This window comes from Pseudomonas sp. SMN5, assembly GCF_052041925.1.
Taxonomy (GTDB): domain Bacteria; phylum Pseudomonadota; class Gammaproteobacteria; order Pseudomonadales; family Pseudomonadaceae; genus Aquipseudomonas.
In genome coordinates, this window is record NZ_JBKGGX010000033.1 from 35,529 (window position 1) to 53,915 (window position 18,387).

An 18,387-nucleotide genomic window follows, 5' to 3' on the forward strand; every position below is an offset into this window, starting at 1 on the left:
GGGCACAGGGATAGCGGTCGCAGGCACTGCGCACGGGAGTCAGGTTGGAAAACTACTATCGCGAACTGGTGTGTTTCCTCAACGCCAGGCTCGGCAACCGCCAGGCGGCCGAGGATGTGGTGCATGACGCCTATGTGCGGGTGCTGGAGCGCGCCAGCGACACGCCCATCGAACAGCCGCGGGCTTTCTTGTACCGCACGGCGCTGAACCTGGTGATCGACGGGCATCGACGCAATACCCTGCGCCAGGTCGAATCCCTGGACGTGCTGGATAACGAAGAGCGCTTCTTCACGCCGTCGCCCCACACCAGCCTCGATCATGGCCAGCGCCTGGACATGCTGCAGCGGGCCCTGGCCGAATTGCCGCCGCTGTGCCGCGAGAGCTTTCTATTGCGCAAGCTCGAAGGCCTGTCCCACCCGCAGATCGCCGAGCGGCTGGGCATTTCCCGAGCGCTGGTGGAAAAACACATCGTCAACGCCATGAAACATTGCCGCGTTCGCGTGCGACAGTGGGACGCATGCTGATTTATCTCCCGCCGGTCCCACGGCGGTAAATTTTTTTTCACTGTCCTCGTTCCTCTCAACAGACGACTGACCGCCCCGGGCACCTACCGCCACGGCGTCGGTAGGTCACCCAGGCTTTTCGCGCCCTGTTGAGGGGCTTTTCCAGAGGACACTGGACATGACACAGGCAATTGCAGCGCCCATCGTTCACGACTTGATCGGCATCGGCTTCGGCCCCTCGAACCTGGCGCTGGCCATCGCGCTGCAAGAACGAGGGCCCGTGCAGGGCGAACTGGATGTGCTGTTCCTCGACAAGCAGGCCGACTATCGCTGGCACGGCAACACCCTGGTGACCCAGAGCGAACTGCAGATTTCTTTCCTCAAGGACCTGGTAACCCTGCGCAATCCCACCAGTCCTTATTCGTTCGTCAATTACCTCAAGCACCACGGCCGCCTGGTGGATTTCATCAACCTGGGCACCTTCTACCCGTGCCGTATGGAGTTCAACGACTACCTGCGCTGGGTCGCCGCGCAGTTCGCCGAGCAGAGCCGCTATGGCGAAGAAGTACTGCGCATCGAGCCGGTCCTGCATAACCAGCAGGTGGAAACCCTGCGGGTGATTTCCCGCGACAGCCAGGGCGAAGAATTCGTGCGCACCGCCCGTTCGGTGGTGGTCAGTGCCGGCGGCACGCCACGCATTCCCGAGGCATTCAAGGCGCTGAAGGATGACGCTCGGGTGTTCCACCACTCCCAATACCTGGAGCGCATGGCGACTCAGCCGTGTGTGAACGGGCAACCGATGAACATCGCGATCATCGGCGGTGGGCAAAGCGCGGCAGAGGCGTTCATCGACCTCAACGACAGTTTCCCTTCGGTGCAAGTCGACATGATCCTGCGCGGTTCGGCCCTCAAGCCGGCGGACGACAGCCCGTTCGTTAACGAAGTGTTCTCGCCGGAGTTCACCGACCTGGTGTTCCAGCAACCCCACGGGGAGCGCGAGCGCTTGATCAACGAGTACCACAACACCAATTATTCGGTGGTGGATATTGACTTGATCGAACGCATCTACGGGATTTTCTATCGCCAGAAAGTCTCCGGCATCGCCCGCCATGCGTTCCGCACCTTGACCACGGTGGAGAAAGCCACGGCCACCGAAGCCGGCGTCGAATTGGCCGTGCGCAACAATGCGACCGGCGAATTGACGGTGCGCCGCTACGATGCGGTGGTGCTGGCCACCGGTTACGAGCGGCACATGCACCGTACCCTGCTGGAACCGCTCGCCCAGTACCTGGGGGATTTCGAAGTGGACCGTCACTACAAGCTGATCACCGACGAGCGCTGCAAGGCCGCGATCTACATGCAGGGCTTCTGCCAGGCCAGCCACGGCCTGAGCGATACGCTGCTGTCGATCCTGCCAGTACGCGCCGATGAGATCGCCGGCTCGCTGTATGAGCACGGCAAGCTTCGCGGCCAGGGGCGTACGGTGCGTGACCAGTTGTTGGCTGCGGTGTAGAGCCCGAATGTCCTGACCCACCCGGATCCTGTGGGAGCAGGCTCGCTCCCACAATGAGTCCGGGGTAAATAAAATTTTTCTGTTCAACCCCGAGCCCCTGTGAGTTCTTCAGGCAATTCCTCAGAAATTTCCTACACTCATCTCACGCCTGCCACGGTTCGGCAGGCTTTGACGGTTCGCTGTTCCCTCGCATTGGCAGTTTGAACCCATCCGCCGGTTGCCCTGGCTGAATGCAGTCGGTGGTGTTCCGGGCCGATTACGCCAAGCGCAACACTTGAACCCGATGAAGCTGTCTTTATGCGCAGGCCTGGCGGTGCTGTTGCTGGGCTCATTGAGTATGTCGCCGCCGGTGGCCGGAGCCCCCGAGACGTTGCAGGTGCTCGGGCGTTCCCATGTGGATGACTATGCGGCGTCACTGGGCGCCGCTGACTGGGCCTGGCTGCGGCAAAAGGGCACGCTTGTGCTGGGCACCTCGGCGCCGGACTACGCACCGTTCAGCATCACTGGCAATGGCCGCGACTATGAAGGCCTGACCGCCGACTACGCGCAATTGCTCGGTCAACTGCTGCACGTCTCAGTACAGGTGCAGCGCTATCGATCCCGTGCCGAATCGCTCGAGGCCCTGCGCAGCGGCGAGATCGACTTGCTCGACACCGCCAACGGTTTCGAAGCCGCAGAGCCGGACCTGAGCATGTCCCAAGCCTACGCCGATGACCTGCCCACCCTGGTGGCGCGTATTGACGACAGCCAGGACTTGCCCTCGGACCTGGCGGGCAAGCGAGTGGCGATGCTCTATCACTACCTGCCCCCGGACACGGTGAAGGCTTTTTATCCCGAGGCCACCTTGCAGTTGTACCCCTCGACCCTCAACGCCATCGGCGCTGTGGCGTTCGGGCAGGCCGACGTATACCTCGGGGACTCGATCAGCGCCAATTACCTGATCAGCAAGAACTACCTGAACAACGTGCAACTGGCGGACTTCTCGCGCATGGAGGTCCAACCCTTCGCTTTTGCCCTGCGCCGCGACAACCTGCGTTTGCTGCGCATCGTCAACGCCGCGCTGCAAGCCATTCCCGCCGGCGAACGCATGGACATCCTGCGCCGCTGGAGTGCGGGCGGGGCGAGCATGCCGGGACAGCAAGCGTTGCAGTTCAGCGTCAACGAGCAACGCTGGCTGGATACCCATCCGCGAATCCGGGTGGTGATCGACGAAAACTTCCTGCCCCTGACATTCATCGACCAGCAAGGCCAGTTCCGCGGCATCAGCGCCGATGTGCTGGCCAGGATCGGTTTGCGCACCGGCCTGAAGTTCGACATCCAGCGGGGCAAGTCGGTGTACGACCTGATCGAGCAGGTCAAGAGCGGCCAGGCCGATATGCTGGCGGCCATCACCGTCAGCACCGAATCGGACGATGAAGACGCGCTGCGCTTTACCCGCCCGTACCTGACCAACCCGTTCGTGCTGGTGGCGCCACCCAATGCCCAGGCCCCACTGACGCTGAACCAGATGGCCGGCAAGCGCCTGGCGCTGGTGCGCGGCAACGTACTGCAGCAATACCTGCAAGAACATTTTCCCGAGGTACAACGGGTGCCCGCCGAAAACGTCCCCGAGGCCATGGCCATGGTCGCCGCGGGCACGGTGGACGGCGCGATCAATTCGCTGATCAGCGCCCGCTACATGATCTCTCGGCAGTACCGCGACCGATTGCAAATCACCAGTACCGTCGGCACTTTGCCGGCGCGCATCGCCTTGGCGACCCCCCGCGGTTCGGTGGAGCTGTATTCGATCCTGGACAAGGCACTGTTGAGCATCTCCCCCGAAGAAATGGACGAGCTGACCAACCGCTGGCGCAGTGAGGTGGTGATCGACGACAGCTACTGGCTGCGCAACCGCACGACCATCGTCCAGGGGTTCGCCATCGCCGCGTTGCTGCTGCTGGTGACGCTGGGGTGGGGCCTGTACCTTCGGCGTCTGCTGGCGCAACTGCGGGCGGCAAAAGAGAACGCCGAGCAGGCCAACCGGGCCAAGACCACCTTTGTGGCGACCATGAGCCATGAGATCCGCACGCCGATGAACGCGGTGATCGGCATGCTGGAACTGGCGCTGAAAAAAGCCGACCGGGGCGTGGTCGACCGTTTCGCCATTGAAGTCGCCTCGGGGGCCGCCCGGGGCATGCTGGACCTGATCGGCGACATTCTCGACATCGCCCGCATCGAATCGGGAAAACTGTCGCTGACCCCGGAGCGGGCCAATCTGCACGAATTGGTCGAGTCGGTGGCACGCATCTTCGAAGGCCTGGCCTGGCAGAAACATTTGCATCTGCAACTGGATCTGGACGCGTCAATTCGGCGCGACGTGTTGATCGACCCATTGCGCTTCAAGCAGGTGGTGTCGAACCTTCTGGGCAACGCGATCAAGTTCACCGACCAGGGCCTGGTGCGCCTGAGTGTGCGTGGCGAAACGGGCGCGGTGGAGGGACAGCTAGGTATCTGCCTGAGGATCGAGGACACCGGCAGCGGGATTTCGCCGCAAGACCAGCGGCGCCTGTTCAGTCCTTTCACCCAGGCCAGCCATGCCGGCCAGTCGGCCCGCAGCGGCTCCGGGCTGGGGCTGGTGATCAGCCGCACCTTGTGCGAAATGATGGGCGGCAGCCTGACATTGAGCAGCGTGCCGGGGCAGGGCACCCAGGTTGAAGTCCGCCTCAGCCTGCCAACGCTCGACACCTTGGCAGATACGCCGGCAGACCCGCCGCCAACCGAGGACGAGGCGCCCGCACCGCTGCGGCCGTTGAACATTCTGGTGGTGGATGATTACCCGGCCAACCGCCTGTTGCTGGCGCAGCAACTCAATTACCTGGGACACCGGGTCCAGGATGCGCAGGACGGTGTCGAAGCTCTGCACACCTGGCGCGGCGAGCACTTCGATGTGGTCATCACCGATTGCAACATGCCGTTGATGAGCGGCTACGAACTGGCCCGGGCCATTCGCGCCGAAGAGCGCGCCCAGGGCCTGTCACCGGGGCTGATCCTGGGCTTTACCGCCAATGCCCAACCTGAGGAAAAGCAGCGTTGCGCCGAGGCCGGTATGGACGATTGCCTGTTCAAGCCCATCAGCCTCAAGCAACTGAGCGCGCGCCTGGCTTCAGTCGTGCCGGATGCCGTTGAAGCGACAGGCAGCGCCGATATCGACCTGAGCAGCCTGGAACAACTGACCGGTGGCGGCACCGATGCCATCCAGCAATTGTTGCAGGAGCTGGTGCGCAGCAATGCCGCAGATGCCGACCGGCTGCGGCACCTGTTCAGCCAGCACAATATGCCCGGCCTGGCGGACTTGGCGCACCGGATCAAGGGCGGCGCCCGGATCATCCAGGCGCGGCGCCTGGTCAATGCCTGCGAAGCACTGGAAAATGCCTGTCGCGGAGCCGAAGGGGTATCGCTCGGCCAGGCGGTGGAGGATGTGCAGCAGGCGATGGAGCAGTTGGCAGAGCGTCTGGAAACCATGGCCGATGGGCAATGACTCAAGAACACCCAAACTCCTGTGGCGAGGGAGCTTGCTCCCGCTGGACTGCGCAGCAGGCCCAAGTCTGTGAACGCCTCGCACTGAAGCGCCAGCCCATCGATCGAGCGGGAGCAAGTTCCCTCGCCACAGGATCAGGTCATCCACACGATTTCTCTCGTTTGATCGGGATTACTCTTTTCCTTCTGCTTTTTCGGACTTGTCCTACAGCGCCTCTCAAAACCTTCCTCTAGCCTGACGCCCCAGTTTCCTACCCGTTGCGTTGCTACTGGAATACCCCGATGCCTAACAAAGCACTACGTATCCTGATTGCCGACCCACAACATACCCATCGAGTGGTGCTGGAGCGCCTGTTCAATCAACTGGGCTATTTCCGGATTGTCCCCGTGAGTCACCTGCAGGAATTGTTGACGCTGGTGGAGTATGGCAGCGAGCCATTCGACCTGGTGGTGATCAACGCCGGGATGGCGAGCGGGGCGTTGGACTTGCACGATTTTGTTATCTATAACCCACAGGTTCGTCACGGATGGGTCTATAACGCGCCCGCGACCGGTGTGCGACCAGTGCCTGTCGGGCGTCGGTCGAGCATGCACTGGAGCCTGGCCCCGCTGCCGGACCTGGCGTCACTGCGTGGGCTGATGGCGCGGGTCGATGTGCAGGTCGACGCGTCGCAAGCACCGCTGGCGCGAGTGCTCCGGCAGGCTTATGGAAGCTGAGCCGCACCGTTGGTCCGAACTGTCAGACCTGACAGGTGGCCGGACCGGACATTTGTGCAAGAGTCCGCTGCCGTCGTGGCATCGGTGCCATGGATACCGACCGGGGGAATTGCCTTGAAAGACGTATTGATCGTGGATGACCACCCTGTCATACGAGGCGCATTGCGACTCATCTGCCAGAACGAAGGGTTCACCCGCGTGCGCGACGCCAGTGGCGCGGCCGATGCCAGGACCCTTATCAAGGAAGGCGCGCCGGATCTGGTGATTCTGGACTTGGTGATGAACGGTTTCGACGGCCTGGACCTGCTGGTCTGGATCATGGAGCAATTTCCTGACTGCGGCGTGCTGGTGTTCACTTCCCAGGATGCGCAACACTTCTGCAACCGTTGCATCTCGGCCGGCGCCCGGGGATTCGTGACCAAGAAAAGCGACCTGAAGGAGCTGATCAAGGCGATCCATGCGTTGAAGTCCGGCTATGCCTATTTTCCCCAGATGTCGGTCAGGCTCGATTTCCAGCAGCGCACCGAACAACAGGCGCTGGAAAGCCTGTCCACCCGCGAGCTGTCGATCCTGCGCATGCTGTCGATGGGCATGCGCGGCAAAGACATCGCCGAAAGCCTGTTCCTGAGCCCCAAGACCGTCAGCACCTACAAGACCCGTTTGCTGGAGAAGCTCGGCTTGAAGTCATTGGTGGGGCTGTCGGAGTTTGCCAGGCGTAATCATCTGTAGGCTTGTTGGGGCGGATGTTTATAGATTCTTCATCATCACAAATCCCCTTGTGGGAGCGAGCTTGCTCGCGATAGCGTCGGCACCTTCAACACTCATGCAAGACCCACCGCTATCGCGAGCAGGCTCGCTCCCACAGTAGAGTGGGGAACGGGCGTTCTGCAAATAGAACGCTAAGATCGGTTTTTGCGATCTAGTGCGTTAAAAACGCCGGTTTTAAGCTGTGTCCATAGCATCGCTACCCTGATCTGGAGACACAGCATGAAAAACATCATCGGCCTCTACACCAGCCCGCGGCCTCATTGGGTGGGCGATGGCTTTCCAGTCCGCACGCTGTTTTCCTACGACAGCCTGGGCAAGCATATCAGTCCGTTCCTGCTGCTGGACCACGCGGCCCCGAGCGAATTCACACCGACTCCTGAGCGTCGCGGCGTCGGCCAACATCCCCATCGTGGTTTCGAAACCGTGACCATCGTCTACCAGGGCGAACTGGAGCACCGTGATTCCACTGGCAGCGGCGGTACGATCGGCCCGGGCGACGTGCAGTGGATGACTGCCGCCTCGGGCATCATCCATGAAGAGTTTCACTCCGAAGCCTTCGCCCGGCAGGGTGGGTTCATGGAAATGGTCCAGCTGTGGGTCAACCTGCCCGCCAAGGACAAGATGGCCCCGGCGGGCTACCAGACGCTGCTCAAGGCTGACATTCCGAACATCGCCCTCAAGGACGATGCCGGCAGCCTGCGATTGATCGCCGGTGACTTCGACGGGCAGCACGGCCCGGCGAAGACCTTCACCCCGATCGACGTCTGGGACATCCGCCTGAATGCCGGGAAAAACCTCACACTCGACCTGCATGAGGGCCACAACACCGCTTTGGTGGTGCTGCGAGGTTCGGTCCAGGTCAATGACCGCGAACGTGTCGAGGCCGGACAACTGGCACTGTTCGAGCGAGCGGGCGACCAGTTGAGTCTGCAAGCCAACAACGACGCGGCGGTGCTGCTGCTCAGCGGCGAGCCGATTGACGAACCCATCGTCGGCCATGGCCCGTTCGTGATGAACAGCGAGCAGGAGATTCACCAGGCGTTCAGCGATTTCCATTCGGGTCGCTTTGGGCGGATGGAAGGCTGAAACCAGCCACGCCGAAATAAATGTGGGAGCGAGCTTGCTCGCGATGGCGGCATGACAGTCAAAGATAGGGCGACTGTCGCACCGCCATCGCGAGTAGGCTCGCTCACACTGTTTTATGGTGTATCTACAGTATCTTTAACTTGTGCCACTCTAGCCGTCGATGATCTTCCTGGAGCTGTCCCGATGCTGTCCCTGATCTCCGACCACCCGTTGCTCTGTGCCCTGGTGCTGCTTGTGCTCGACCTGCTGATGTGGCGGCTGGTCAGTGCCAGCCGGACCTATTGGAAAATCGGTGGGCGGTTGGTGATTTTCTCGCTGTTCAGCATGTTGCTGTTCAACGAGGGTCTGAACCCGATGGTGCCGGCGCAGTGGCCCGACGACGTGCCGCGGCACCTGGCCGCCACTGGCTTGCAGATCGCCTGGTGGCTGTTCGCCGCACGTACCCTGACGGTGATGATCGGCGCGGCGATGATGCAACGGGTCGGCCACACCGGGCGGCTGTTGCAAGACCTGCTCGGTGCGGTGATCTTCCTCATCGCCGTCATCGCGGCGCTGGCGTATGTGCTGGATCTGCCGGTCAAGGGCGTGCTGGCGACCTCCGGAGCGATGGCGATCATCGTCGGCCTGGCGTTGCAAAGCACCCTGAGCGACGTGTTCTCGGGGATCGTGCTCAACACCACCAAGCCCTACCAACTCGATGACTGGATTTCCATCGACGGCACGGAAGGCCGGGTCACCGACATCGACTGGCGGGCCACGCGCTTGCAGACCTCCCAGGGCAGCATGGCGGTCATTCCCAACTCCCTGGCGGCCAAGGCCAAGATCGTCAACTTCAGCCGACCCAGCGATGTGCACGGCTTGTCCATCAGCGTCCAGGTCAGCCCGCACGCCCGGCCGCAGAGAGTCATCGAAGCGTTGGAGCGGGCGATGATCGGCTGCCGGAGCCTGCTGGCCAGCCCGGCGCCCTGCGTGACGCTCAAAAGCTCCGGCAGTGACGGGGCGCAATACGAAATCAGTGGCTTCGTGGCGTCGATGAGTCAGAAACGTGACGTGCGCAATCAGCTGTTCGACCTGGCATTCCGGCATCTGCGGGCGTCAGGCATCAGCCTGTTGTCCACTACTGAAAGCGCGTCGGCCAGTGCCTTTTCGCGGCCTCGGGCGCTGCTGGAAAGCTCGAGCATCTTTTCCACCCTTCGCCAGGAAGAGAAAGAGACCTTCAGCCAGAACATGACCCTGCAGACCTTCCGCGCCGGGGAAATGATCCTGCCGGCCGGGGAGGTCAGCGACCATCTGTTCATCATTGAGTCGGGGGTGGTCAGCGTCACGATGGTGCGCAATGGCCAGGTACTGGAAGGTGGGCGCATGGGACCGGGCGAGGTGATTGGCGAAGCGGGCATCGTCGCCGACCAGGCCACCCTGGCGGACTTTTCCGCCAAGACCTTCTGCACCCTTTATCGCATCGAAAACAGCTACCTCAAACCCTGCCTGGATGCCCGTCGCGATATCAACGATGCGATGAAAAACCTGTTGGATTTCCGCATGCACCTGGCCCAGAACCTCACCCGCGAAGCGCCCAAGCCGGTGGCCAAGAAGCGTTTCCTGCAATGGCTGCGTAGCCGGGCTTGAGCAACTTCCGAGGTCGAATCCGACCCCCTGTGGCGAGGGAGCTTGCTCCCGCTGGGTTGCGTAGCGACCCCAAAATCTTTGCGCCTGCTGCGCAGTCGAGCGGGAGCAAGCTCCCTCGCCACAGGGGCGATATTTGCCAGCCCTTTTGGGTTCATGGCCCCTGCGCAAAACCCGCACCGATGGGTCCATTGGCTACCCGAACTTCCCAACAATTGGCTATTTGTAGTGCGCCAGCGCAGCGCTAACGTAGCGCCACACCACATTGCTCTGGAGTTCACCATGCAACCGCGTATCGATTTCTACACCGCTTCCCCTGACGCCTTCAAAGCCATGCTGGCACTGGAAACCGCCGTCTCGAAACTGGGTTTGGAAAAATCCCTGCTGGAGCTGGTCAAGCTGCGTTCCTCGCAGATCAACGGCTGTGCCTTCTGCATCGACATGCACACCGCCGATGCCCGTAAGGATGGCGAGACCGAACGCCGCCTGTACGCCGTGACTGCCTGGCGTGAAGCGCCGTTCTTCACCGGCCGCGAGCGCGCCGCACTGGCCTGGACCGAAGCCCTGACCCGCCTGAGCGACACCCACGCCCCGGACGCCGACTACGAACTGCTGAACCAGCATTTCACCCCCAAGGAAATGGTCGACCTCACCGTGGCCATCAACGCCATCAACGGCTGGAACCGTTTGGCGGTGGGCTTTCGGAAGATGCCGGAGGCTTGATTGTTTCACCTGTTGAAGTGGGGCACGGGGAGCCCTCCACGATAGTCTGGTATCCAGGTTCCGTTTAACCGCCACCCAAAAAACTGTGGGAGCGAGCTTGCTCCGGGCGGCGATCCGACGATAGCGTTGGATCAGCAATGTTGATGTTGACTGACACGACGCTATCGCGAGCAGGCTCGCTCCCACAGGGGGTTGCATGAACCTCCGGATCTGAATACGACAGATATCCAATGTGGGAGCGGGCTTGCTCGCGAATGCGGTAGGCCTGTCAGAATCAAGGCGGCTGACACTACGCTTTCGTCGGATCGCCGCCCGGAGCAAGCCCGCTCCCACAAAACAGCGTTGCCGCCCCTGAGGTCGGCTTCCCTCCTGCATTCTTTTGGCATCGCCACCGCAATAGGTTTGCTTCCCCTTAATGGGAAAGATTACTATTCCCGCCCCGTCCCAGCAGCACACCGCGATGACCCCCAAGTTGCCCCGCAGGCCCGGCTTTTTCGAGCATTACGAAGAGTTGATCGGCACCTGGACCCGTCGCCTGCGCAGTCGTGAACAGGCCGAGGACCTGGCCCATGACACCTTCGTGCGGGTGCTCGAGTCCGATTCGGCGACGGTCCAGCAGCCGCGGGCCTATCTGCATCAGACGGCACGTAATATTGCAGTAGACAGTTATCGGCGCGAAGATCGACGGGGAGCCATGGAGGAGGCGGTCCTTGACCATCGTCAGTCGCTGTCGGGCGACCCGGAGCACTTCATGCACGCGATCCAGCTGGCGGACTCCATCGAACGGGCGCTTGCCGAGCTGCCGGCCAATTGCCGTACGGTGTTTGTCTGGCAGAAGATCGAAGGCCTGACCCAGGCGGAAATCGCCGAGCGCCTGGGCCTGTCAAAAAACATGGTGGAAAAGTATATGATCCGCACCCTGCGGCATCTGCGTGATCGGCTGGACGGACCCGACTCATGATCTGCGCCTACTTTTCACCCGAACCACAGGACCTTCCATGATGGACAGCCGTGCATGCCCGTGCGGGCAGGACAGGGTTCGCGATGACGCCGCGCAGTGGTTCGTACGCCTGCAAGCGCCTGCCATGGGGGCCGATGAGCGCCAGCGTTTCGAGGCCTGGCTGGACGAACATCCCAACCACCGCGATGAAATCCAGTTGCTGCAAGGCATCTGGAGCGCCACGGACCTGTTGCCCAGGGAACGTCTGCAAGCCCTCTGCGAACCGCCGGTCCAACGTCCCAAGCGCCGTCCGCTGCTGCGCTACGCGGTGGCAGCCGGTGTCCTGACGGTGGCGGTCGGCCTGGGGCTGTTCAGTGGCTTGGGTTCGCCCGCCGACTACAGCGCTGAGTTCGCCACGGCGCTCGGCGAGCGTCGGCACATTGCCTTGCCGGACGGCTCAGTTATCGACCTTAACAGCAGCAGCCGGGTGCGAGTGCAGTTCGCCCACCGTCAACGCCGGGTGGAACTGGCGCAAGGCGAGGCGTTGTTCCGTGTCGAGCATGACGCCGGCCGGCCGTTCACCGTGGATGCCGGCAACGGCCAGGTGACGGTGACCGGGACACGCTTCGACGTACGCCGGGACGCCGATAAAACCCGGGTGGCGGTGGAGCAGGGCAGCGTCAAGGTCCAGGGCCGCGACGTGCCGGTCAAACTCACGGCCGGGCTGGGTACCCAGATCGATGCCCAAGGCAAGGTCGCCGTCCCTTATGCGATCAACGCCGATGAACTCACGGCCTGGCGCAACGGCAAACTGGTGTTCAACGATGCACCGTTGCGTGAGGTGGCCGAAGAGGTTTCCCGTTATCGCGCCAAACCCTTGCGCGTCGGCAGCCCGGCAGTGGGCAGCCTGCGTCTGACCAGCGTGTTCAGCGTGGGTAACACCGATGCACTGCTCAAGGCCTTGCCGAACATACTCCCGGTGGCCGTTCGTACCCTGGATGACGGCAGCCAGGAAATAATTGCGCGATAGATTCAGGTTTTTTCCGAGTTCTTCGTCTTCTTGTCCAACTGCAACTGGTTTGCATTAACAGACGCGTATTCTTGCGATCAACAGGACAAGGTTCGACGTGAAAACCCCCGCCAAAAACAACAACCGTACCGCCGCACCCTGGTTGCCACTGGCCCTGACCCTGGCCGTCAGCACGGCGACGGCCCCGGTTTATGCCGACCAGGCCGCGACCTCCATCCACATCCAGGCGCAGCCGTTGGGCCAGGCCCTGAGCCAGCTGGGGCAGCAGACCTCGTTGCAGGTGTTCTTCAGTCCCGAGCTGGTGGCCGGCAAGCAAGCGCCGGCGGTGGACGGTAACCTGTCTGCCGAAGCGGCTTTGCGTCAGTTGCTTCAGGGCAGCGGCCTGCAATACCAGATCGATGAGGGTTCGGTCACCGTGGTGCCGGCGCCAACGGCGTCCAGCGCTGGCCCGATAGAGTTGGGCGCAACCGAAATCCAGGTGGTCGGTGACTGGCTCGGCGACGCCAACGCCGAGGTGGTACAGAATCATCCCGGCGCGCGGACGGTGATCCGCCGCGAAGCGATGCAGGAGCAGGGCGCGATGAACGTCGGCGACGTGCTGCGGCGCGTGCCCGGCGTGCAAGTGCAGGACGCCAACGGCACCGGTGGCAGCGACATCTCCCTGAACGTTGGCGTGCGCGGTCTCACTTCGCGCCTGTCGCCGCGTTCCACGGTGTTGATCGATGGCGTACCGGCAGCCTTCGCTCCTTATGGTCAGCCCCAGCTGTCCATGGCGCCGATCTCTTCGGGCAACCTGGACAGCATCGACGTGGTGCGCGGTGCCGGTTCCGTGCGTTATGGGCCGCAGAACGTCGGCGGGGTGATCAACTTCGTGACCCGGGCGATTCCGGAAAAAGCCACCGGTGAAATCGGCTCGACCCTGGAAACCTCCCAGCGCGGTGGCTGGAAACACATCGACACGGCCTTCCTCGGAGGGACCGCCGATAACGGCCTGGGCGTGGCGCTGCTATATTCCGGCGTCAACGGCAACGGTTATCGCAAGAGCAACAACGACAACGACATCGACGACGTCATCCTCAAGACCCATTGGGCGCCGACCGAGGTGGACGATTTTTCGCTGAATTTCCATTACTACGACGCCAAGGCCGACATGCCCGGCGGGCTGAAACAAAATCAGTACGATGCCGATCCTTTCCAGTCCGACCGCGACTGGGACAATTTCAGCGGCCGGCGCAAGGATGTGTCGTTCAAGTGGCTGCGCCAGATCGACGACCGCACCCAGGCCGAAGTGCTGACCTATTACTCCGACAGCTACCGCGGCAGCACCATTGCTTCGCGGGACCAACGCAACCTGGTGTCCTACCCGCGCACCTATTACACCTTCGGCATCGAGCCGCGGGTCTCCCATGTGTTCGACCTGGGCCCGACGACCCAAGAGGCCAGCGTCGGTTATCGCTACCTCAAGGAAGGCATGCACGAAGAGGCCAGCCGCCTGGCGTTGCGGGACAACCAGCCGGTGGTGCGGCCGGGGTCCGACGGGCACGTCTATCAGGACCGTACCGGTGGCACGGAAGCCCACGCGGTCTACATCGATGACAAGATCGACGTGGGCAAATGGACCATTACTCCTGGCCTGCGCTTCGAAAGCATCAGCACAGAATGGCACGACCGCCCGGTGCTCGATACCACTGGACGTCCTGTGCAGGAAAAACGTCGCAGCATCGACAGCAACGAACCGCTGCCGGCCCTGAGCGTGATGTATCACCTGTCCGATGCCTGGAAACTGTTCGCCAACTACGAGACCTCATTCGGCAGCCTGCAATACTTCCAGCTCGGCCAGGGCGGCGACGGCAACAACACCGCCAACGGCCTGAGCCCTGAGAAGGCCAAGACCTACGAGATCGGCACGCGCTACAACGACGACGTGTGGGGCGGTGAAGTGACGCTGTTCTACATCGACTTCGACGATGAATTGCAATACATCAGCAACGACGTGGGCTGGACCAACATGGGCGCCACCAAGCACCAGGGCCTGGAAGCCTCGGTGCATTACGACATGGCTGCGCTGGACCCACGCCTGGAAGGCTTGACCGCCAGTGCCGGGTTCACCTACACCCGTGCGACCTATGAAGGCCAGATCCCCAGCTTCAAGGGGCGGGACCTGCCGTTCTACTCGCGCCAGGTGGCTAACCTGGGCCTGCGCTACGAGGTCAACCGCTGGACCTACAACCTCGACGCCTTTGCCCAGTCCAAGCAGCGCTCACCCGGCAACAGCGTGAACGCCGATGGCAGCTTCAGTGGCGACTACATCACCGACGGCACCGCCGACGGGCAGTACGGCGACATGCCCGGCTACGTGTTGTGGAACGTACGCGGCGGCTATGACTTCGGTGAGCAATTGTCGAACCTGAAAATCGGCGCCGGGGTGAAAAACCTGTTCGATCACCAGTACTACACCCGTTCGAGCGACAACAATTCGGGTATCTATGTAGGGGCGCCGCGTACGTTCTTTGTGCAGGCGAGTGTGGGGTTCTGACGGAAGTTGCACCGTAACCCCGGAGAACGACGCTGGGGAGGAGCCCATAATTCTGAAAATGAAATACAAACCCGTGGCGAGGGAGCTTGCTCCCGCTCGGCTGCGAAGCAGTCGTGAACCTGTGGTCGCGATCGAGCAAGTTTTGGGACCGCTTCGCGACCCAGCGGGAGCAAGCTCCCTCGCCACCGGAGGATTGTGCAGGGTTCAGACCTTGAGCACTTTCCCACTGGCCGCGACCGCCACCAGCGATATCGCCAGCAACCCGAAGGCAATACTCAGGCTGCTGCCATGGGCCACGAACCCGATCAGTGCCGGGCCGGCCAGGATGCCGGCATACCCGATGGTGGTGATGGCCGGCACGGCGATGGCCTCAGGCATCAGCGTCTGCTTGCCGACCGCGGTGTACAGCACCGGCACGATGTTCGAGCAACCGGCCCCCACCAACGCATACCCCAGCAGCGCCGCTTGCCACATCGGTGCCAGGGTCGCCAGCAGGAACCCCGTCGCTGCGAGGGTCCCGCCGTAGATGATGATGCGTTTGGGGCCCAGGCGACGCACTACGGAGTCGCCTGTCAGCCGGCCCACCGTCATGGTCAGCGCGAACGCGGCATACCCCAGCCCGGCGTAGGCGGTCTCCACGCCACGTTCGCTGGCCAGAAACACCGCGCTCCAATCCAGCACGGCGCCTTCGGCCAGGAACACGATAAAACACAGAATGCCGATAAACAGCACCACGCCGTGGGGAATGGCAAACGCCGGTCCCGAGCTTTCGCTGCCATAGGGCAGCAGATGCGGGGCGGCCTTGAATAGCGCCACCAGCAACAGCGCGTTGACCACCAGCGTCGACCCCAGCGGCGACAGGCCCAGGCCAAGCAGGGCGCTGACACCGGCCGCGCCGATGATGCCACCGAGGCTGAACATGCCGTGGAAGCCCGACATCATGGTCTTGCCACTGGCCCGTTCGACGATCACTGCTTGCAAGTTCACCGTCGAATCCACGGTGCCGAGCCCGGCGCCGAACACGAACAGCGCCGCCACCAGCCAGGGAAGCGTCGTCATCGTTGCCAGCAAAGGCAGCGCCAGGCAAATCAGAATCGTGCCGCCGCTGAGCACCCGCCGGCAGCCGAACCGCGTCGCCAGTGCGCCGGAAATCGGCATCGCCAGAATCGACCCGACCCCCAGGCACAACAACAGCAATCCGAGGGTGCCCTCGTCCAGGTTCGCCCGCACCTTGGCATACGGCACCAATGGCGCCCAGGCGGCAATGCCGACACCAGCGATGAGATAGGCAATGCGGGTGGACATCTGTTCCAGGCGTCCGGGGGCAAAGGTTGGCGGGGGCGTAATGGCGGTCATGCAACGTCCTTGGTTTCGTGCGGTTCGGTGAGGCGGGTAGCGGCCTATGCTTGCATATCCACTGACCGCGCCGCGACCCCAAGGTGCCAGAACGCCGCCTTGTCCTCCTTGCATTCTGTGGCTTTAGCGTTCCTCGAACAATTGGATGCGCGCCACCTGGTCCGCCTCGATATCCAGAGCGAGAAGGGCGGCCAGGGATGCGGGCTCATCGATGCATTCGACGATCACCCTTCGCGCCGACGTGGCATGGGCCGACAAGTGCTTGGCCCGGCGCAACGCACGCTTGACGGCGGGATCCACCGGTATCGGTGGCCGGCCTTTGCGCACGTTATCGCAAAAGGTCAGGGCGACCTCGCGTGGGGTGGGCGGCGGCGGTGAAGCCAGGCCAATCTCCGCGAACAACCGGTTGAGCTGATCGGCGGTGGAAACGGCCCTGGGGAAACCGGTGAAGGCCGAGGCTTGTACCACCAGTTCGACGATTTCCCCCGGTGCGAGGCCGGACGCCAGCCCGGTCCTGAAATGTACGCTCAGGGGCGGCCCGACCATGCCGGCCGCAACGATGGCGGCCAGCGTTGCGCCTTCTCGCAAGCGTGGATCGAGGCCGGGGCGACTCTGCAGATGACCGTACACCACGCCCACCGCCAGTTCGCCGAGCGCCGGCGCGGTGTGGAACAGGGCATCGAGGCGCGCGCCACCGTCTGGCACCAGTTCGATGAAATGTTTGCGGCCTTCGTTGTAGAGCTCGGCCATGGGGCTGGAGGAGGCTTTGCGGGTCATGGGGGCGTCCTTGTGCCTGGGATTGGAAGAGCCAAAATACGGGTTCTTCCGGTCGGTGCGCACCTGTCGGAACTGACAGGTTACGACCGCTGTTTTTGCGTGTATGAGATGCGCTTCTGGGGCTGGGCCCTTAAAGTGGCGGCTCATCTGGCAGCTTCCGGACCCGATTCATGACGCAGTTCTATGATGCACGCGGCAATCTCTACGGGGTGGTTTCCCCTCAACAGGTGCGGGCTTGCGGTGTGGCCTTGCCGCCGACGGCGACCCTTGCCGCGCAGGTACGAGAAATTTGGGCCGCGGCGGCGATACAGGCGTTCTGTGCCTGGGCGCCGGGCGGGAAACCGGTGGGAGCCAAGGACCATCGCAGCGATGGTCTGTTGATCGGACCCTTCCAGGAGGAACCGCCTTTCGATGTGTTAATCGTCAACACCGACGGCACGCTGGCCGAACGCAGCGGCAACGGTCTGACGATTTTCTCCCAGGCGCTGCGAGAGCAAGGCTTGATGCCGGACGATGGTGAATGTGTGCTACAGGTTCATCATGACAAGCGCCAAGGCTTTTCACCGTTGCAGACTTCGGTGCGGGCCGCTGAGTTCGAGGGCCTGCAAGGCTTCTGGCTGGACCTGGGGCAGCCACTGTTCGGGCCGCAGGCGGTGGGTGCCCAAGGGGTGGACAGTGTGACCTTCGATCAACGAGACCTCAGTCGAGTACCTGCGCTCCGTGAGTTGGACCCGGCCTGGGGCCACAGTCAGTTCGTCAACCTGGGTAATCCGCACTGCGTGACGCTGGTTGAGCATGCCGAGGCGTTGCCGGCCAATGCGCAGATGGGCGCTGCGCCACTCTTGCAGGAGCTGACCCGCATCGCGTTCGCCGCGCCCGGCGGCGACGGGGTTCCCTGTCCGCTGGGGGTGAACCTGCAATGGGTCTGGCGCGAAGACGAAAAACAACTGGCGGCGCGAGTGTTCGAGCGCGGCGAAGGGCCTACCGCCTCCTCGGGCACCAGTGCCAGCGCCGTGGCCTGCGCCGCGTGGCGGGTGGGCTGGGTGAAAGCGGGGCCGGTCAGCGTAGTGATGCCGGGCGGCACGGCGCCGATTCTGTTGCAGGAAGAGAGTGGAGAATTGGTGCGGGTGAGTCTGTTTGGGGCGGCCAGGGCCATACCTTGAGGGAGTGGTGAGGCTGATGGCCTCATCGCGAGCAGGCTCGCTCCCACAGTGGATCTTCAGTGGTCATCAATCTGATGTACGACGCTGAACCCCTGTGGGGGGGGGGGGGGGGGGGGGGGGGGGGGGGGGGGGGGGG

14 protein-coding genes are annotated in these 18,387 nt (G+C 62.7%); 12 read left to right on the forward strand and 2 right to left on the reverse strand.

Annotated elements, in window-relative coordinates:
- Positions 1-44 precede the first annotated feature (44 nt).
- From ACLEJR_RS24355 to ACLEJR_RS24405, 11 genes are all read left to right on the forward strand, one after another.
- Positions 45-524, forward strand: a complete 480-nt coding sequence (locus ACLEJR_RS24355; RefSeq protein ID WP_440792627.1) for a sigma-70 family RNA polymerase sigma factor — start codon at positions 45-47, stop codon at positions 522-524.
- 157 nt (positions 525-681) lie between these two features.
- Positions 682-2,016, forward strand: a complete 1,335-nt coding sequence (locus ACLEJR_RS24360; RefSeq protein WP_440792629.1) for a lysine N(6)-hydroxylase/L-ornithine N(5)-oxygenase family protein — start codon at positions 682-684, stop codon at positions 2,014-2,016.
- Positions 2,017-2,299: 283 nt separating this feature from the next.
- Positions 2,300-5,533, forward strand: a complete 3,234-nt coding sequence (locus ACLEJR_RS24365; RefSeq protein ID WP_440817102.1) for a transporter substrate-binding domain-containing protein — start codon at positions 2,300-2,302, stop codon at positions 5,531-5,533.
- Between the two features lie 281 nt (positions 5,534-5,814).
- Entirely contained in the window at positions 5,815-6,249 is a 435-nt protein-coding gene (locus ACLEJR_RS24370) for a response regulator (protein WP_440792632.1), read from the forward strand.
- A gap of 114 nt (positions 6,250-6,363) precedes the next feature.
- Complete coding sequence (locus ACLEJR_RS24375; RefSeq protein WP_440792634.1) at positions 6,364-6,978, forward strand: response regulator; 615 nt, start codon at positions 6,364-6,366, stop codon at positions 6,976-6,978.
- 258 nt (positions 6,979-7,236) lie between these two features.
- Positions 7,237-8,103, forward strand: a complete 867-nt coding sequence (locus ACLEJR_RS24380; protein ID WP_440817105.1) for a pirin family protein — start codon at positions 7,237-7,239, stop codon at positions 8,101-8,103.
- Positions 8,104-8,286: 183 nt separating this feature from the next.
- Entirely contained in the window at positions 8,287-9,729 is a 1,443-nt protein-coding gene (locus ACLEJR_RS24385; RefSeq protein WP_440792637.1) for a mechanosensitive ion channel domain-containing protein, read from the forward strand.
- Positions 9,730-10,008: 279 nt separating this feature from the next.
- A complete protein-coding gene (locus tag ACLEJR_RS24390) occupies positions 10,009-10,449 on the forward strand; it encodes a carboxymuconolactone decarboxylase family protein (protein ID WP_440792639.1) in 441 nt (146 codons plus the stop codon).
- 460 nt (positions 10,450-10,909) lie between these two features.
- Positions 10,910-11,410: a sigma-70 family RNA polymerase sigma factor gene (locus tag ACLEJR_RS24395; protein WP_245143994.1), complete on the forward strand. Its 501-nt coding sequence runs from the start codon at positions 10,910-10,912 to the stop codon at positions 11,408-11,410.
- 37 nt (positions 11,411-11,447) lie between these two features.
- Complete coding sequence (locus ACLEJR_RS24400) at positions 11,448-12,419, forward strand: FecR family protein (protein ID WP_440817113.1); 972 nt, start codon at positions 11,448-11,450, stop codon at positions 12,417-12,419.
- Between the two features lie 97 nt (positions 12,420-12,516).
- A complete protein-coding gene (locus ACLEJR_RS24405; RefSeq protein WP_440817115.1) occupies positions 12,517-14,955 on the forward strand; it encodes a TonB-dependent siderophore receptor in 2,439 nt (812 codons plus the stop codon).
- A gap of 204 nt (positions 14,956-15,159) precedes the next feature.
- On the opposite strand, the gene ACLEJR_RS24410 is transcribed toward ACLEJR_RS24405, so the two are convergent.
- Positions 15,160-16,311: an MFS transporter gene (locus ACLEJR_RS24410; protein ID WP_440817117.1), complete on the reverse strand. Its 1,152-nt coding sequence runs from the start codon at positions 16,309-16,311 to the stop codon at positions 15,160-15,162.
- A 123-nt stretch (positions 16,312-16,434) separates the two neighbouring features.
- Entirely contained in the window at positions 16,435-17,088 is a 654-nt protein-coding gene (locus ACLEJR_RS24415; RefSeq protein ID WP_440817119.1) for a carboxymuconolactone decarboxylase family protein, read from the reverse strand.
- A 170-nt stretch (positions 17,089-17,258) separates the two neighbouring features.
- On the opposite strand from ACLEJR_RS24415, the gene ACLEJR_RS24420 reads away from it, so the two are divergent.
- Positions 17,259-18,251, forward strand: a complete 993-nt coding sequence (locus tag ACLEJR_RS24420; RefSeq protein WP_440817121.1) for a diaminopimelate epimerase — start codon at positions 17,259-17,261, stop codon at positions 18,249-18,251.
- Positions 18,252-18,387: the final 136 nt, after the last annotated feature.

Coding starts and splice junctions, on each gene's coding strand:
- ACLEJR_RS24385 (WP_440792637.1), top strand. CDS start 8,287: ATGCTGTCCCTGATCTCCGACCACCCGTTGCTCTGTGCCCTGGTGCTG.
- ACLEJR_RS24420 (WP_440817121.1), top strand. CDS start 17,259: ATGACGCAGTTCTATGATGCACGCGGCAATCTCTACGGGGTGGTTTCC.
- ACLEJR_RS24410 (WP_440817117.1), bottom strand. CDS start 16,311: ATGACCGCCATTACGCCCCCGCCAACCTTTGCCCCCGGACGCCTGGAA.
- ACLEJR_RS24360 (WP_440792629.1), top strand. CDS start 682: ATGACACAGGCAATTGCAGCGCCCATCGTTCACGACTTGATCGGCATC.
- ACLEJR_RS24400 (WP_440817113.1), top strand. CDS start 11,448: ATGATGGACAGCCGTGCATGCCCGTGCGGGCAGGACAGGGTTCGCGAT.
- ACLEJR_RS24380 (WP_440817105.1), top strand. CDS start 7,237: ATGAAAAACATCATCGGCCTCTACACCAGCCCGCGGCCTCATTGGGTG.
- ACLEJR_RS24395 (WP_245143994.1), top strand. CDS start 10,910: ATGACCCCCAAGTTGCCCCGCAGGCCCGGCTTTTTCGAGCATTACGAA.
- ACLEJR_RS24390 (WP_440792639.1), top strand. CDS start 10,009: ATGCAACCGCGTATCGATTTCTACACCGCTTCCCCTGACGCCTTCAAA.
- ACLEJR_RS24370 (WP_440792632.1), top strand. CDS start 5,815: ATGCCTAACAAAGCACTACGTATCCTGATTGCCGACCCACAACATACC.
- ACLEJR_RS24365 (WP_440817102.1), top strand. CDS start 2,300: ATGAAGCTGTCTTTATGCGCAGGCCTGGCGGTGCTGTTGCTGGGCTCA.
- ACLEJR_RS24415 (WP_440817119.1), bottom strand. CDS start 17,088: ATGACCCGCAAAGCCTCCTCCAGCCCCATGGCCGAGCTCTACAACGAA.